We start from the raw sequence: 14,636 nt of genomic DNA on the forward strand, positions 1-14,636 counted from the left end.
GGGGCCGGGTGCCTCAGGCCGTGCGCCCGCCGCGGCGGGCGAGGAAGCGGACCACGCCGTCGCCGATCAGCTGGACCACCGTGACGAGGGCGACCAGGATCACGACGGTCGCGAGCATGAACCCGGTCTCGAAGCGCTGGAAGCCGTAGGTGATGGCCTTGGAGCCGAGGCCTTCGCCGCCGACCGCGCCGGCCATGGCCGAGTAGCCGATCAGGGTGATCAGGGTGGTGGTCACGCCGGCGATCAGCGAGGGCAGGGCCTGCGGCAGCAGCACCTTGCCGACCAGGGTGGGGACACCGCCGCCCATGGACTCGACGGCCTCGATCAGGCCGGGGTCCACTTCGCGGACCGCCGTCTCGACGAGGCGGGCGAAGAAGGGGATGGCGCCGATGGCGAGCGGGACGATCATCGCGGTGGGGCCGATGAAGGTGCCGACGACGGCGGTGGTCACCGGGATCAGGGCGATCAGCAGGATGATGAACGGCAGCGAGCGGCCGAGGTTCACTATCACGCCGAGGACCTTGTTGAGCGGCTGGTTCTGCAGCAGGCCGCCCTTGTCGGTCAGGACGAGCAGGATGCCGACGGGCAGCCCGCCGACGACGGTCACCAGGGTGGACCACAGCACCATGTAGAGGGTGTCGTACGTGCCCTGGGTGAGCAGGGGCTGCATCTCGGACCAGGTCACTGGGCACCATCCTTGACGAGCTGGGCGAGCTCGGCGTCGGCGTCTTCTGCGGTTACGGGATCTGCGGCGCCGGCGGCTTCGGCGTCCTCGTCGACGATGTCGACCTGGAGGCCCTGCTCGCGCAGGAAGCCCACGGGGACGACGTTGTCCTCGTAGCGGCCGGGCAGCTCGATGCGCATCCGGCCGATCTGGCGGCCGGCGACGGTGTCCATCGCGGCGCCGAGGATCGAGATGTCGATGTTGTACGTCCGCGCCAGCTGGGAGATGACCGGCCGGGTGGCGGCGTCGCCGTGGAAGGTGACGTCGACGACGGTGTGGTCGGGCCCGGTGGCGGCGCCGCTGACGGGGAAGAGTTCACCGGCGAGCTCGGAGCCGGGGGTGGCGAGGAGCTCGGCGACGGTGCCGGATTCGACGATCCGGCCCTTCTTCATCAGGGCGGCGGAGTCGCAGACGGCCTTGACCACGTCCATCTCGTGCGTGATGAGCAGGACCGTCAGGCCGAGTTCCCGGTTGAGGTCGCGCAGCAGCTGGAGGATGGAGCGGGTGGTCTCGGGGTCCAGGGCGCTGGTGGCCTCGTCGGAGAGCAGCACCTTGGGGTCGCCGGCCAGGGCGCGGGCGATGCCGACGCGCTGCTTCTGGCCGCCGGAGAGCTGGGCGGGGTAGGCCTTGGCCTTGTCGGCCAGGCCCACGAGGTCGAGGAGTTCGGCGGCCTTGCGGGAGCGCTCGCGGCCGGAGATCCCGAGGATCTCCAGGGGCAGCTCGATGTTGTCCTGCACGGTGCGCGAGGAGAGCAGGTTGAAGTGCTGGAAGACCATGCCGATGCGGCTGCGGGCCTCGCGGAGCTCCTTGCCGGCGCGGCGGCCGCGGCCGGCGAGCGCGGTGAGGTCCACGCCGTCGACGGTGACGGTGCCGGTGGTGGGGCGTTCCAGCAGGTTCACGCAGCGGATCAGGGAGGACTTGCCGGCGCCGCTCTGGCCGATGACGCCGTAGACCTCGCCCTCGCGGACGTGGAGATCGACGCCGTCCAGGGCGGTGACCTCGCGGCCACGGGACTGGTAGACCTTCGTGAGGCCCGATGTGGTGATCACAGGAATTCCGTCGCTGTCGAGTGCTCGGCGCAAGCGGGTGCCGGGCACGGGGCAAACATCTGGTGACGCGATACGGCTCAGATCGTCAGAAAACGACGCTGACGGCGCGTACGCGGGGCAGGAGCGATCCGGTGCTGCTTCGGGGCGGCGGCGCGGACGGGCTCGGCCGGTCTCGCTTCGGGGCGCGAGACTGCGAGAAGAGGGGCCCTCAGAAGGCGCACATTCGACACATACAACGAGCACCGGGCGTCATCGTCGCCTCGGTCGCAAGGGTGCGGCTGCTCGTCGTGGTCATGGGCCCCAGTAAAGCAGACCTCCCCCTTCACCGATCAACGCTGTCCGAATAGCGGACGGAATCCAACCGCATTCCGGACAGGAGGGGCCCGCGCCGGCCAACCGTCCCGGACCCCGTGTGCCCTGCTCACCTGCGCGAACACCGCTCGCAGGGCCGCGCGGAGCGGCCCGCCAGTCCGGGTGCGGGGGCATCGGTTGTGGCCAAGGCCACGGCGCCCGGCGCCGGCGGCCGCGCGGGCGCGGGGGCGGTCCCTGGAGCGGGACGGGGGCGGGACGGGGGCGGGGACGGCGCGGGGCGCGGCCCGTAATACGCTCGCTGCATGCTCGACGCCCTGACGGTCGCCATCGGTGTGACCGCACTCGCCCTCGCCGCCTGGTGCGGCCTCGCCGCCTGGCGGGACCAGCCGACCAAGGACTGGCACTTCATCGGCATGGCGGTCGTGACCGTGCTGGTGCTGGCCCAGCTGGTGGTGGGACTCGTCAAGCTGGCGCAGGGCGGCAAGCCCGACGAGGGCACGGTGATCTTCGTGGCCTACCTGGTCGGGGCGTTCGCGGCGGTCCCGGCCGCCGGGCTGCTGTCGCTCACCGAGCGGACCAAGTGGGGTTCGCTGACCGTGGCCGCCGGCGCGGTCGTCCTCGCCGTGCTCGAAGTACGCCTCTATGACATTTGGGGAACCCCCGGTGCCTGACACACAGATGGACGACGCCGCCGGAGCGGCCCCCGCGCGCGAGCGCCTGGTCTCCGGACCGGGGCTGCTGCTGGTCTGGGTGTACGGGGTGATCACGGTCGGCGCGGTCTCGCGCTCGGCCTACCAGATCTCCACCGAGTTCGACCGCGCCCCGCTGCCGTACGCGCTGAGCGGCATCGCCGCGCTCGTGTACGCCTTCATCACGTACTCGCTGGTGCGCGGCGGGGAGACGGCCCGCAAGGCGGCGCGGATCTGCTGCGCCGCCGAGCTGACCGGCGTACTGACCGTGGGCACCTGGACGCTGGTGCGGCCCGAGTCCTTCCCGGACGCGACCGTGTGGTCGGACTTCGGGATGGGGTACCTCTTCATCCCCGTGATCCTGCCGATCACCGGGATGCTCTGGCTGCGCACGAAGCGCTGACCCGTCAGGCGCTGACCGCGAAGTCGCCGGCGCTCTTGGCGTCCTTCTCCAGGATCACCAGCCGCACGCCGTCGGAGGCGGTGCGGCCGCCGACCTGGGTGTAGCCCGCCTTGCGGTAGAGCCGCAGGTTGGACTCGCTCTTGTGGCCGGTGTGCAGCCGGAAGCGGGTGGTGCCGCCGTCGCCCTGGAGGGCCGCCTCCACCGCGCGCAGCAGCCGGCCGCCGAGTCCGTGACGCTGGAGGCGGGGGTGCACGCACAGCTTGGCGATCTTGGCGGTGCCGTCCTCGTCCACGTTGCCGCGGACGGTGCCGACGACCTCGTCCCCGAGCCGGGCCACGAGCACGGTGTCCGTCTCCAGCTCGCTCTTGAGGGAGTCCAGGGTCTGGGTGAGCGGCTGGATGCGGTAGTTGCCGTAGAGCTCGGCCTCCCGCTGGAACGCCAGGTACTGCAGTTTGAAGATCTGCTCAACGTCCTCGGCGGCCGCCGCAGAAATCGTCACGCTCATGCCCATGTGCGCATGCCTCCAGCTCACCTGGTAGCCCGTTGGTCTACCGCTCCTTTCCCCGCAGGCCAGGAGCCGCAACCTCTGCAGCCAGCATTCTGCGCAGACATCCCAGGCAACGGGAACGGACCGGCCCCAAACTTCCTTGTGAGATACCCAACTCCCCTGCGATTTCACGGTAAGTCAAGTCCCTGGGCGAAAGAAGTGCCCCTATGAGTTCCGGACACCGTCCGGGCAGCCGGGCGACGGCCGATCGGATGACCTTCCTTTCCTCCCCGTTCAGGAGTGCGTCCTCCGGCTCGGCCGCGCCGTCCGCGAGATGAGTGCGCCGGCCGTACGGAACCTCGCGCCTGGCCCGGCGCCTTGCGACCCGGGCCTCGGCGCGCACCGCCCGGCGCAGCCAGCGCACGGGCTCGGCGGGGGCGGGGCCGCTCTCCAGCAGCCTGACCCAGACGGCTTGTTCCAGATCGGCCGCCTCCACACCGGCCGCGGGGGCTTCCGCGGCCGCCTCGGCGGAGAGCAGCGGGCCCAGTTGGTCCAGGAGGTCGGGGTCGTTCAGCAGGTCCATGCCGGGCGGGACGCGCGGGGTGCGCCCCGCGGTTTCGCCACGGCGCACGCCCCACCCGAACGGGATATTCCGCTTATCAGTTGACGCCGCGGCCCGGGCGGAAGGCCTCGGCGGCGAGCAGCCCGGTGTCGGGGTTGTCGGTGAAGATCCCGTCGATCCCGAGTTCGAAGTACCGCTGGAAGGCGCCGAAGGCGTCGCCGTACGCGGCCGGATCCGTTCCCTTGCGGTACTCGGCCGGCAGGAAGCTGTTCTCGTTGCGCGCCGTATAGGGGTGCAGCACCAGAGAGCGGGCGTGGGCGTCCTTGACCAGCGTGGTCGGGGTGCCCAGCCTGCCGTCCGCGTCGCGCGGCAGGATCAGGTCGAGGGTGGGGCCGATGCCCTGGGCGAAGGAGGCGATCCACTTCAGGCCCTCGGGCTTGACCAGGTCGGCGACCGTACGCGGGTCCTTGGCCACCTCGAAGTCCCAGGGGCGGGTGTTCGCGGCGGACAGCAGCACCACCCGCGGCGCGGACACCAGCCGCGACAGCCGCTGGATGCTGGACGGCTCGAAGGACTGGAGGAAGACGGCGGCGCCCCGTCCGTCGCGCCCGTAGCGGCGCAGCAGCCGGGCGAGCGGCTCCTCCAGGGCGAGGCCGAGGGAGCGGAAGTAGGTGGGGTGCTTGGTCTCCACGTGCAGCCAGACCCGCTTGCCGCGCCGCTTGCCCTCGCGGTCCGCCCAGCGCAGCACCTCCTCGAAGGTGGGCACCGCCCAGCGGCCGTCGTAGAGCGTGTTGCGCTGGCGGACGGCGGGGATGCGTTCCTTCGCGCGCAGGGTCTTCAGCTCGGCGAGCGTGAAGTCCTCGGTGAACCATCCGGTGACGGAAACGCCGTCGACCGACTTGGTGGTGCGCCGGGAGGCGAAGGCGGGGTGGTCGGCGACATCGGTGGTGCCCCCGATCTCGTTCTCGTGGCGGCACACCAGGTGGCCGTCCTTGGTGGGCACCAGGTCCTGCTCGACCACGTCGGCGCCGAGGTCGAGCGCGAGCTGGTAGGAGCCGAGGGTGTGCTCGGGCCGGTACCCGCTGGAGCCCCGGTGGCCGATCACGGTCGGCACGGGAAGGTCCCGGTAGCCGCCGGTGCCCTCGCGGCCGCTCCCGGCCGCCGCGGCGGATCCCGCCGGGCCCGTGGCGATCACGCCTCCGGCCGCCAGGACCGCCGCCCCCAGGACCGTGCGCCGCGCTGCCCCACCCTGCGTCATGAGTGCCACTCCTCCGTCTGGAGGGCCCGGGCCCGGGGTCTCCGGGGCCCGCGGCCCGATTCGGCGTGGCGATCGTAGGCACCGGCCCGTGTCCGCTGTATGGGCCGGAGGGGAACATGGCGCAAACGTGTGTCAACGCGTCAACACTTGGTATCCACCGCGTGAACCCGATGTGCGATCAGCCCGGACCCGCGAGTATCGTCCTCACCTGCGCTACCGCCGTGTGGTGCGCACCGCATTCGATGCCGGAGGGCTCACGTTGTTCCGTACCGCGCTCATCAAGGCCACTGTCGGACCAATCATGCGCATGATGTTCCGCACCCGTGTGGAGGGCGTGGAGAACATTCCGGGGGACGGTCCGGTGATTCTGGCGGGCAACCACCTCACCTTCATCGACTCCATGATCCTTCCGCTGCTCTGCGACCGTACGGTCCACTTCATCGGCAAGGACGAGTACGTGACGGGCAAGGGGTTCAAGGGCCGCCTGATGGCGTGGTTCTTCACGGGCTCCGGCATGATCCCCGTCGACCGCGACGGGGCCAACGGCGGGGTCGCGGCCCTGATGACCGGCCGCCGGATCCTCGAAGAGGGCAAGATCTTCGGCATCTACCCGGAGGGCACCCGCTCCCCCGACGGCCGCCTCTACCGCGGCCGTACCGGCATCGCCCGCCTCACCCTGATGACCGGCGCCCCCGTGGTCCCGTTCGCGATGATCGGCACCGACAAGCTCCAGCCGGGCGGCGCGGGCATGCCGCGCCCGGGCCGGGTCACCGTCCGCTTCGGCGAGCCGATGGAGTTCTCCCGCTACGAGGGCATGGACCGCGACCGCTACGTGCTGCGCGCCATCACCGACTCGGTGATGGCCGAGGTCATGCGGCTCTCGGGCCAGGAGTACGTGGACATGTACGCCACCAAGGCCAAGGCGGCCTGACCCCGGCCGGGGCCTACTGCCGTTGCAGTGACCGGCTGACGCCCGCCGCGGCCGTCGTGGCGAGGACCCAGCCGGTCACGATCAGCAGGTACGACAGCCACTGGTACCAGCCGGCCGGCGCGAAGGCGGCCTCCTGCCCGAAGCCGATGATCGGGACCAGCAGGTCGAGGGTGTAGAACACCGCGTTGAAGTCCGGGGCCTCCCCGGTCTTGAGGGCCCGCGGCGGGTGGATCCCGTACGCGATGGCCCCCGTCGTCAGCAGCGCCAGCAGCCAGCCCGCCGCGCGCAGCGGCCGGAAGCCGTAGCCGACGGTGGCGTCCTGGAGCAGACCCCAGAGCCGGGCGTGCCGGGGCAGCGTGCGCCGGTGGCGGCGCAGTTTGGCGAGCTGGACGGTCCGCGCGGCCGCCTCGTCCCCGGCCGTACGGTAGGCGCCCGCGAGCTGCTCGTAGGCGTACGGGAGGTAGCCCGACTCCTCGCGCTCCAGGGCGGGCAGCCGCTGCTCGGCGGGGAGGTGCGGGGCGAGGGTGCGGTAGGTCAGGCCGTCGATGCGGATCCGCTCGGGCCAGGTCTGCGGCGAGACGTGCAGCATGTCGAACTGGGAGCGCCGCAGGTTCACGTCGCCCTCGACGGGGTCGCAGCGGCGCAGCCACATCTCGCCGATGACGCAGCTGGAGGCGCGCAGCGCGGTTCCGCCGGGGTTGATCAGCCGGGCGTAGGCGAAGTAGGCCTGGCCGGGCACGCGGGCGCCGGTGAGGTTGACCATGCCGCGGGCCTGGAGGCCCCGGGCCCGCAGGTCGGTGCCGATGATGAGGGTCTCGGCGTGCAGGGCGATCCCGCCGGGGGCGTGCAGGCGGGCGCCGTCGAGGTTGACCTGACCGCCGACGGTGGCGCCGTTGACACGGGTCTGCCCGTGGACGGTGAGGTCCATGGCGATGACGTCGGTGCCGATGTCGGCGTGGTTGAACTGGAGCGCGGGCTCGGCGGCCTCCTCGGGCGCGCCCGGGTCGCCTATGACGGCCCGCTGGAGGAAGAGGCCGCCCGCGATCCGGGCGCCCTGGAGGCGGACGGGCCCGGTGATGCGGCAGCAGGACAGCCGCAGGGAGATGTCCACGCTGACGGTGGCGGCGGTCAGGCCGGGCAGGACGGAGTCCGACAGGACGAGGGCGCGCAGCCGGGCCCCGTAGAGGAGGGGTTTGCGCTCGAACCAGCAGCCGCGCAGCCGGACGGCGTGCTCGACGACCGCGTACTTCAGGTCGAGTTTCCCGGTGATCCGGGCGCCCTTGACGTTGAGCCCGGCCACCCGGCCCCGCACGGCGGGAGTGTCCCCGCGCAGGAGCAGCGCCGCGAGCACCTCGGCGCGCAGGGTGCGCTCGGGCTCCCAGGCGGCCCCGGCCGAGACGTCCTCGTCGGGGTCGGCCCGGAAGTCGACCCGCTCGCCGAGCGGGAAGGCGTCCCATACGCGGCGCTCGGCCGGGGTCAGGTCGGTGATCTCCATCGCCGGGATGGTGTCCCGCGGGTCAACGGACTGTCAACTCCTTAAAGGACAACGCCCCTTGGCTGGAAATCGCCGGGATCAGTGCTCGATGCCGTCCTGGAGCTTCTGGCCCCTCAGCAGGAACCAGGCGGCCACGGCGGTGGCCAGCAGGACGGCCGCGCCGACGCCGGAGGCGAACCGGAGCCCGTCCACGAAGGACTCCTGGGCGGCGTGCACCATGGTCCGCGCGGTCGCCGGGTCCACCAGCCTGGCGGCCTCGACGGCGCCGCCCAGCGACTCGTGCGCGGCGCCGGCCACGGCGGCCGGCACCCCGGCCGGGGCGGTGAAGCCCTGGTAGACGCCGGTGACGACGGAACCGAGCAGCGCGATGCCGAGGGCGGCGCCGAGCTCGTACGCCGTCTCGGAGACGGCGGAGGCCGAACCGGCCTGCTCCTTGGGCACGCTGGAGAGGATCACGTCGGCGGTGACCGTGAAGGAGAAGCCGGCGCCGAGGCCGACGACCAGCAGGGCCGCGCCGAGCAGCGGGTATCCGCTCTCCTTGTGGATCAGGGTGAGCGCGCCGAGCGCGAGGCCGATGGCCGCGAGGCCGCCGGTCACGATGGACCGCACCGAGTACCGGCGGGCGTACCGGCCGGCGACCAGACCGGTGACCACCGCGCCGATGGCGGCGGGCAGTTCGGCGAGGCCGGCCTCCAGCGGCTCGCGGCCCTGGACGAGCTGGAGGAACTGGGAGAGGAAGAAGACCAGTCCGGACAGCCCGAACACGGTGAGCAGGTCGGCGAGGACCGCGCCGGAGAAGCCGCGGTGCTTGAAGAGCCGCATGTCGAGCAGGGGCGAGGCGAGCCGGAACTGGCGCCGCACGAAGGCGTACAGCGCGCCGGCGCCGAGGGTGGCGGTGGCCGCGACCTCCCAGGTCAGGCCGTGGGTGGCGACTTCCTTGACGGCGTAGACGACGGCGATGACGCCGACGAGCGAGAGGCCGACGCTGACGAGGTCCCAGGGCCCGGCGACGGGGTTCTTGGACTCGGGCAGCAGCTTGCTGCCGACGACGACCAGGACGATCATCACGGGCAGGTTGATGAGGAAGACCGAACCCCACCAGAAGTGCTGGAGCAGCGCTCCGCCGACCACGGGGCCGACGGCCGCGCCGGCCGATGCGGTGGCGCCCCAGATGCCGATGGCGAGGCTGCGCTCCTTGGGGTCGTGGAAGATGTTGCGGATCAGCGCGAGGGTGGACGGCATCAGGGTCGCACCGGCCACGCCGAGCAGGGCGCGGGCCAGGATCATCATCTCGGGGCTGGTCGCGTAGGCGTTGAGGACGGACACGGCTCCGAAGGCGGTCGCGCCGACGAGCAGCAGCTTCTTGCGGCCTATCCGGTCGCCGAGGGAGCCCATGGAGACGAGCAGGCCGGCGATGACGAAGGAGTAGATGTCGCCGATCCACAGCAACTGGGTGCCGGACGGCTTGAGGTCCTCGCTGAGGGCGGGCGTGGCGAGGCCGAGTACGGTGGCGTCGACCGCGACCAGCAGCACGGCCAGCACGAGCACGGAGAGCGCGAGCCAGCGCCCGCGGCTCTTCTCCTCCACCCCCGTCTGACGGTTCAGCTGTTCGGTACGGCTCATTTCTCCACGCTCCGTCGTGCGCCACCGAGCAGCAGCTCGATGATCATGTACTGAAAGTCCTTGGCGGCGACCCGGCCGTCCATGACGGCCCAGGCGCAGGTGCCGATGAGGCCGTAGAGGGCCTCGGTGAGCCAGGCGGGGCTCAGGTCGATCCTGATGTGCCCCTCTTCCTGGCCGCGCCGGAAGAGCGCGCTGACCCGGGCGTCGAGCCGGGCCCATCCCTCGTGGATCTGGTCGCCCTCGAAGAGCTGGTTCTCGGTGACGAGGAAGGCCAGCAGCTGGGCGTTCGGCTCGGCTTCCGCGACGAGCCGCCGGAGCCCGTCCACCGCCGTCCCCTCGTCGAGGCGGGCGTTGTCGAACGCCACCTCGAACTCCCGGATGCCGAGTTCCTCCAGGGCGCGCACGAGGGCGTCGCGCCCGGCGAAGTGCCGGTGGAGGGTCGCGCGCCCGATTCCGGCGGCGCGGGCGACCTCGTCCATCGTGGCGGTCGATTTGCGGGAGAGCAGGGCGGCCGCATCGCGCAGCACCTGGTCACGATCCATGGCCATGAGACAAGCATAACCCGAATGAGACATCTCTGTCTCATCGAATAAATGAGCTGCCCCCCTGGGCGGCGAAAGGAATCCTTCCGTGATGAACCGCAAACCCCTGCTGCTGATCGATGTCGACGGCCCGCTGAACCCGTACGCGGCCAAGCCGCAGCGGCGTCCCGAGGGCTACACCACCCACCGGATGCGGCCCACGGGCTGGACGGGGGCCGAGAGCGCGAAGCCGCTGCGGGTCTGGCTGAACCCGGACCACGGAGCGGAGCTGCTCGCGCTGGCGGACGCGTACGAACTGGTCTGGGCCACCACCTGGAAGGACGAGGCCAACGACTGGATAGCCCCGCCGCTCGGGCTGCCCAGGCTCCCCTTCATCGACTGGCCGCAGATGCACGGCCGGGCGCCGCGCGGCACCTTCTGGAAGACGCAGTACGTGCTGGAGTACGCGGGCGGGCGCCCGTTCGCCTGGATCGACGACGACATCACGGCCCTGGACCGCGAGTACGTCGACCAGCGCCACCCGGCGCGGGCGCTGCTGCTGCGCGTCGACGAGCGGATCGGGCTGCTCCGGGCGGACTTCGACGCGCTGGCCGCGTGGGCGGCGTAGCGGCGGGCCGGGCCGGCCGCCGGCGGGAGGTCCCGCCGGCGCCCGGGCCCGATCCGAAAGACAAGCCCTAGGTGAGGGTCTGCGCCAGGAGGGCCGCGGTCTTCGCGACCAGGGGGTTGTCCCGGGGGCCCTCGGGGGATCCGGGCTTGGTGGAGAGCACGGCCATCACGATCGGCGGTCCGTCGGGGGCCCGGACGACGCCGACGTCGTTGGTCACGCCGTACTCGTTGCCGCCGCCGGTCTTGTCCGCGAGGATCCAGTCGGGCCCGAGCCCCGCGCGGAAGCGCTCGCCGTTGGTGGTGTTCGCGAGCAGCCACCCGGTCAGCCGCTCGCGGTCCCGGGGGTTGAGGGCCTCGCCGAGCAGGAGGTGCCCGTAGGACGTCCCGATGGCGCGGGGGCTGGTGGTGTCGTTGGTGCGCCAGGGCTCCGCCGAGTTCAGCTCGGGCTCCCACCGCTCCAGCCCGGTGATCCGGTCCCCGAGGGAACGGCTGAAGCGGGTGATCGCCCGCGGGCCGCCCAGCTCGCGCAGCAGCAGGTTCGCCGCCATGTTGTCGCTCTCGCTGACGGCGGCGGCGCACAGCGCCTCGACCGTCATGCCGCCCGCGACGTTCTCGGGCCTCCCGGTGACCACGGCGTAGCCCGACTTCTCGGCTTCCTCCGCGGTGTACCGGATGCGCCGGGCGAGGAACTCCCCGTCCCGGTCGAGGTCCCGCAGTACGGCCGCGGCCGCCAGGGTCTTGAACACCGAGCACATCGGGAAGCGCTCGTCCGCGCGGTAGGCGACCGTACGGCCCGTGGCGGTGTTCCGGGCGAAGACGCCCAGCCGGGCGGAGTGCTCCCGCTCCAGCTCCCCGAGCGCCCCGGCCAGCGGTCCGGTCAGCGACTCGGTCGGCGGCGCGGCCGCGGGCCCGGCCGCGTACGCGCCGCCCGCCGGGACAGCGGTCAGGCCGACGGCCAGCGCGGCGCCCGCGCCCAGGGTCAGCAACGTGCGGCGGGAGGGATGTGCTCCTGCGGATTCCACTGCCTGCTCCTCCTCGTTCGTGATCACGACACGAGACAACACGCCCATCACGGGACGCATGGTTCCCTTCGGACGCGAACGAAGAGGAGCCGGAGCGGTGCTACTGCTTGTGCGTGGCCCAGGCGTGCTGGATCACCAGGTCGGCCTTCAGCTCGGTGAGCTGGAGCGCGACCGCGGAGGGGGCGGTGCCGCCGCGGCCCTTGCGGGAGGCCAGCGCGCCGGGCACGTTGAGGACGCTGCGGACCTCCGGCGTCAGGTGCGCGGAGATCTTCGCGAACTGCTCGTCGGTCAGCTCGTCGAGCTCGATGCCGAGGGCCTCGCACTCCTTGACGCACTCGCCGGCCACCTCGTGCGCGACGCGGAACGGCACGCCCTGCTTGACCAGCCACTCGGCGATGTCGGTGGCGAGGGAGAAGCCCGCCGGAGCCAGCTCCTCCATCCGCGCCCGGTTGACCGTGAGGGTGGCCATCATGCCGGTGAAGGCCGGGAGCAGGACTTCGAGGGTGTCGCAGGAGTCGAAGACCGGCTCCTTGTCCTCCTGGAGGTCCCGGTTGTAGGCCAGCGGCAGCGCCTTCAGCGTGGCCAGCAGGCCCGTCAGGTTGCCGATGAGGCGGCCCGACTTGCCGCGCGCCAGCTCCGCGATGTCCGGGTTCTTCTTCTGCGGCATGATCGACGACCCGGTCGAGAAGGCGTCGTGCAGCGTCACGAAGGAGAACTCCTTCGTGTTCCAGATGATGATCTCCTCCGCGATCCGGGACAGGTTGATCCCGATCATCGCGGTGATGAAGGCGAACTCGGCGACGAAGTCACGGGAGGCCGTGCCGTCGATCGAGTTGCCGACCGAGCCGCGCTCGAAGCCCAGGTCGGCCGCGACCGCCTCCGGGTCCAGCCCGAGCGAGGAACCGGCCAGCGCCCCCGAGCCGTACGGGGAGACCGCGGTCCGGGTGTCCCACTGCCGCAGCCGCTCCGCGTCCCGGGACAGGGCCTGTACGTGGGCCAGTACGTGGTGGGCGAAGAGCACCGGCTGCGCGTGCTGGAGGTGGGTCCGGCCCGGCATGGCCACGTCGGCGTGGGTGTCGGCGAGGTGGACCAGCGCGTCCTGGAGGTCGGCGATCAGGCCGCCGATGATCCGGGCGTGGTCGCGCAGGTACATCCGGAAGAGGGTGGCGACCTGGTCGTTGCGGGACCGGCCGGCGCGCAGCTTGCCGCCGAGGTCGGCGCCGAGCCGCTCCAGCAGGCCGCGCTCCAGGGCCGTGTGCACGTCCTCGTCGGCGATGGTGCCGGTGAAGGAGCCGTCGGCGACGTCGGCTTCGAGCCGGTCCAGGCCCGCGATCATGCGGTCGAGCTCGTCGGCCGTGAGCAGGCCCGCCTTCGCGAGCACCCGGGCGTGGGCGCGGGAGCCGGCGATGTCGTAGGGCGCGAGACGCCAGTCGAAGTGGACGGACGCCGACAGCAGGGCCAGCGCCTCCGAAGGGCCGTCGGCGAACCGGCCGCCCCAGAGCCGGACGTCACCACCGTTGTTGCTGCTCACAGCTACTGCTCCTCAAGACTGCATGGCCTGTACGGCTGCTTCTGGATGTGAAACAGCCTCCCCGCCGCGGAGGAAACGGGGAGGCGGTCACGTACTGCTGGTGGGTCAGGCGAGGTCGCGCCGGGCCGCGATCTTCGAGGAGAGGCCGAAGATCTCGATGAAGCCCTGGGCCTTGGACTGGTCGAAGGTGTCGCCCGAGTCGTAGGTCGCGAGGTTGAAGTCGTAGAGCGACTCGTCCGACTTCCGGCCGGTGACGACGGCGCGGCCGCCGTGCAGGGTCATCCGGATGTCACCGGTGACGTGCTGGTTGGCCTCGTTGATGAAGCCGTCCAGGGCGCGCTTGAGCGGGGAGAACCACAGGCCGTCGTAGACCATCTCGCCCCAGCGCTGCTCGACCTGCCGCTTGTAGCGGGCCAGCTCGCGCTCGACGGTGACGTTCTCCAGCTCCTGGTGGGCGGTGATCAGCGCGATCGCGCCCGGAGCCTCGTACACCTCGCGGGACTTGATGCCGACGAGGCGGTCCTCGACCATGTCGATCCGGCCGATGCCCTGGGCGCCGGCCCGCTCGTTGAGCTGCTGGATCGCCTGGAGCACGGTGACGGGCTTGCCGTCGATGGCGACCGGGACGCCCTCCTTGAAGGAGATGACGACCTCGTCGGCCTCGCGCGCCTCGGCGGGGTTGGAGGTGTACTCGTAGATGTCCTCGATCGGCGCGTTCCAGATGTCCTCCAGGAAGCCCGTCTCGACGGCGCGCCCGAAGACGTTCTGGTCGATGGAGTACGGGGACTTCTTGGTGGTCGCGATCGGGAGGTTCTTCGCCTCGCAGAAGGCGATCGCCTTGTCGCGGGTCATCGCGTAGTCGCGGACCGGGGCGATGCACTTGAGGTCGGGGCCGAGGGCGGCGATGCCGGCCTCGAAGCGGACCTGGTCGTTGCCCTTGCCGGTGCAGCCGTGGGCCACGATCGAGGCGCCGTGCTTGTTGGCGGCGGCGACCAGGTGCTTGACGATGGTCGGCCGCGACAGGGCCGAGACCAGCGGGTAGCGGTCCATGTAGAGGGCGTTCGCCTTGATCGCCGGGAGGCAGTACTCGTTGGCGAATTCGTCCTTGGCGTCCGCGACCTCGGCCTCGACGGCACCGCAGGCGAGCGCGCGCTTGCGGATGACGTCCAGGTCCTCGCCGCCCTGGCCGACGTCCACGGCGACGGCGATGACCTCGGCGCCCGTCTCCTCGGCGATCCAGCCGATGGCGACGGAGGTGTCCAGGCCGCCCGAGTAGGCGAGTACGACGCGCTCGGTCACGGGTTTCTCCTTACGGTGCATTCAACGACAGGCATAACTATGCACTACTCCGTATGTTTCGTCAATCGACGCCCCGCCACCGCCTTGACCAGGCCGAATATGA

General features: G+C 71.4%; 15 protein-coding genes. 4 read left to right on the forward strand and 11 right to left on the reverse strand.

All coding sequences use genetic code 11. The features are described 5' to 3' along the window. Positions 1 to 13 precede the first annotated feature (13 nt). A complete protein-coding gene (locus tag EES41_RS08815; protein WP_123077049.1) occupies positions 14 to 685 on the reverse strand; it encodes a methionine ABC transporter permease in 672 nt (223 codons plus the stop codon). Next, complete coding sequence (locus tag EES41_RS08820) at positions 682 to 1,773, reverse strand: methionine ABC transporter ATP-binding protein (protein ID WP_123077051.1); 1,092 nt, start codon at positions 1,771 to 1,773, stop codon at positions 682 to 684. Before EES41_RS08820 ends, EES41_RS08815 begins: the two co-directional genes overlap by 4 nt. Before the next feature lie 614 nt (positions 1,774 to 2,387). On the opposite strand from EES41_RS08820, the gene EES41_RS08825 reads away from it, so the two are divergent. Further along, positions 2,388 to 2,756, forward strand: coding sequence for a hypothetical protein (locus EES41_RS08825; RefSeq protein WP_008743324.1), 369 nt, complete (start codon positions 2,388 to 2,390; stop codon positions 2,754 to 2,756). Between the two features lie 7 nt (positions 2,757 to 2,763). Then, positions 2,764 to 3,177: a hypothetical protein gene (locus EES41_RS08830; protein ID WP_107484552.1), complete on the forward strand. Its 414-nt coding sequence runs from the start codon at positions 2,764 to 2,766 to the stop codon at positions 3,175 to 3,177. Between the two features lie 4 nt (positions 3,178 to 3,181). Here EES41_RS08830 and EES41_RS08835 read toward each other — a convergent pair whose 3' ends face one another. The 3 genes from EES41_RS08835 to EES41_RS08845 all read right to left on the reverse strand — a co-directional run bounded on the left by EES41_RS08835 (position 3,182) and on the right by EES41_RS08845 (position 5,484). Continuing rightward, positions 3,182 to 3,688, reverse strand: coding sequence for a GNAT family N-acetyltransferase (locus tag EES41_RS08835; protein WP_123077053.1), 507 nt, complete (start codon positions 3,686 to 3,688; stop codon positions 3,182 to 3,184). Between the two features lie 37 nt (positions 3,689 to 3,725). Further along, positions 3,726 to 4,247: an RNA polymerase sigma factor gene (locus EES41_RS42880; protein ID WP_123077055.1), complete on the reverse strand. Its 522-nt coding sequence runs from the start codon at positions 4,245 to 4,247 to the stop codon at positions 3,726 to 3,728. A gap of 76 nt (positions 4,248 to 4,323) precedes the next feature. Continuing rightward, positions 4,324 to 5,484, reverse strand: a complete 1,161-nt coding sequence (locus tag EES41_RS08845) for a glycerophosphodiester phosphodiesterase (RefSeq protein ID WP_123077057.1) — start codon at positions 5,482 to 5,484, stop codon at positions 4,324 to 4,326. Positions 5,485 to 5,794: 310 nt separating this feature from the next. Between EES41_RS08845 and EES41_RS08850 the strand changes: the two genes are divergently transcribed. Next, a complete protein-coding gene (locus EES41_RS08850; protein ID WP_254211384.1) occupies positions 5,795 to 6,415 on the forward strand; it encodes a 1-acyl-sn-glycerol-3-phosphate acyltransferase in 621 nt (206 codons plus the stop codon). A 13-nt stretch (positions 6,416 to 6,428) separates the two neighbouring features. Here the strand turns inward: EES41_RS08850 and EES41_RS08855 are convergent, their stop codons facing one another. From EES41_RS08855 to EES41_RS08865, 3 genes are all read right to left on the reverse strand, one after another. Then, complete coding sequence (locus tag EES41_RS08855; protein WP_123077059.1) at positions 6,429 to 7,910, reverse strand: membrane-associated oxidoreductase; 1,482 nt, start codon at positions 7,908 to 7,910, stop codon at positions 6,429 to 6,431. 78 nt (positions 7,911 to 7,988) lie between these two features. Beyond that, entirely contained in the window at positions 7,989 to 9,533 is a 1,545-nt protein-coding gene (locus tag EES41_RS08860) for an MFS transporter (RefSeq protein WP_123077061.1), read from the reverse strand. Beyond that, positions 9,530 to 10,081 carry a TetR/AcrR family transcriptional regulator gene (locus EES41_RS08865; protein ID WP_123077063.1) on the reverse strand — a complete coding sequence of 184 codons (552 nt, stop codon included), beginning with the start codon at positions 10,079 to 10,081 and terminating at the stop codon, positions 9,530 to 9,532. The genes EES41_RS08860 and EES41_RS08865 overlap by 4 nt, the downstream gene beginning before the upstream one ends. An 85-nt stretch (positions 10,082 to 10,166) precedes the next feature. On the opposite strand from EES41_RS08865, the gene EES41_RS08870 reads away from it, so the two are divergent. Beyond that, positions 10,167 to 10,682 carry an HAD domain-containing protein gene (locus EES41_RS08870; RefSeq protein WP_123077065.1) on the forward strand — a complete coding sequence of 172 codons (516 nt, stop codon included), beginning with the start codon at positions 10,167 to 10,169 and terminating at the stop codon, positions 10,680 to 10,682. Between the two features lie 67 nt (positions 10,683 to 10,749). On the opposite strand, the gene bla is transcribed toward EES41_RS08870, so the two are convergent. The 3 genes from bla to EES41_RS08885 all read right to left on the reverse strand — a co-directional run bounded on the left by bla (position 10,750) and on the right by EES41_RS08885 (position 14,533). Beyond that, the gene (gene bla / locus EES41_RS08875) at positions 10,750 to 11,727 is read right to left on the reverse strand and encodes a class A beta-lactamase (RefSeq protein WP_254211741.1); all 978 of its coding nucleotides are present in this window, start codon (positions 11,725 to 11,727) and stop codon (positions 10,750 to 10,752) included. Positions 11,728 to 11,803: 76 nt separating this feature from the next. Continuing rightward, entirely contained in the window at positions 11,804 to 13,234 is a 1,431-nt protein-coding gene (gene argH, locus EES41_RS08880; protein ID WP_123077069.1) for an argininosuccinate lyase, read from the reverse strand. 105 nt (positions 13,235 to 13,339) lie between these two features. Then, positions 13,340 to 14,533 carry an argininosuccinate synthase gene (locus tag EES41_RS08885; protein ID WP_037797237.1) on the reverse strand — a complete coding sequence of 398 codons (1,194 nt, stop codon included), beginning with the start codon at positions 14,531 to 14,533 and terminating at the stop codon, positions 13,340 to 13,342. Between the last annotated feature and the right edge of the window lie 103 nt (positions 14,534 to 14,636).

The sequence above is a fragment of the Streptomyces sp. ADI95-16 genome (assembly GCF_003721495.1).
GTDB lineage: Bacteria > Actinomycetota > Actinomycetes > Streptomycetales > Streptomycetaceae > Streptomyces > Streptomyces goshikiensis.

Coding starts and splice junctions, on each gene's coding strand:
- EES41_RS08860 (WP_123077061.1), bottom strand. CDS start 9,533: ATGAGCCGTACCGAACAGCTGAACCGTCAGACGGGGGTGGAGGAGAAG.
- EES41_RS08850 (WP_254211384.1), top strand. CDS start 5,795: ATGTTCCGCACCCGTGTGGAGGGCGTGGAGAACATTCCGGGGGACGGT.
- EES41_RS08865 (WP_123077063.1), bottom strand. CDS start 10,081: ATGGCCATGGATCGTGACCAGGTGCTGCGCGATGCGGCCGCCCTGCTC.
- EES41_RS08845 (WP_123077057.1), bottom strand. CDS start 5,484: ATGACGCAGGGTGGGGCAGCGCGGCGCACGGTCCTGGGGGCGGCGGTC.
- EES41_RS08870 (WP_123077065.1), top strand. CDS start 10,167: ATGAACCGCAAACCCCTGCTGCTGATCGATGTCGACGGCCCGCTGAAC.
- EES41_RS42880 (WP_123077055.1), bottom strand. CDS start 4,247: ATGGACCTGCTGAACGACCCCGACCTCCTGGACCAACTGGGCCCGCTG.
- EES41_RS08830 (WP_107484552.1), top strand. CDS start 2,764: ATGGACGACGCCGCCGGAGCGGCCCCCGCGCGCGAGCGCCTGGTCTCC.
- EES41_RS08825 (WP_008743324.1), top strand. CDS start 2,388: ATGCTCGACGCCCTGACGGTCGCCATCGGTGTGACCGCACTCGCCCTC.
- EES41_RS08835 (WP_123077053.1), bottom strand. CDS start 3,688: ATGGGCATGAGCGTGACGATTTCTGCGGCGGCCGCCGAGGACGTTGAG.
- EES41_RS08855 (WP_123077059.1), bottom strand. CDS start 7,910: ATGGAGATCACCGACCTGACCCCGGCCGAGCGCCGCGTATGGGACGCC.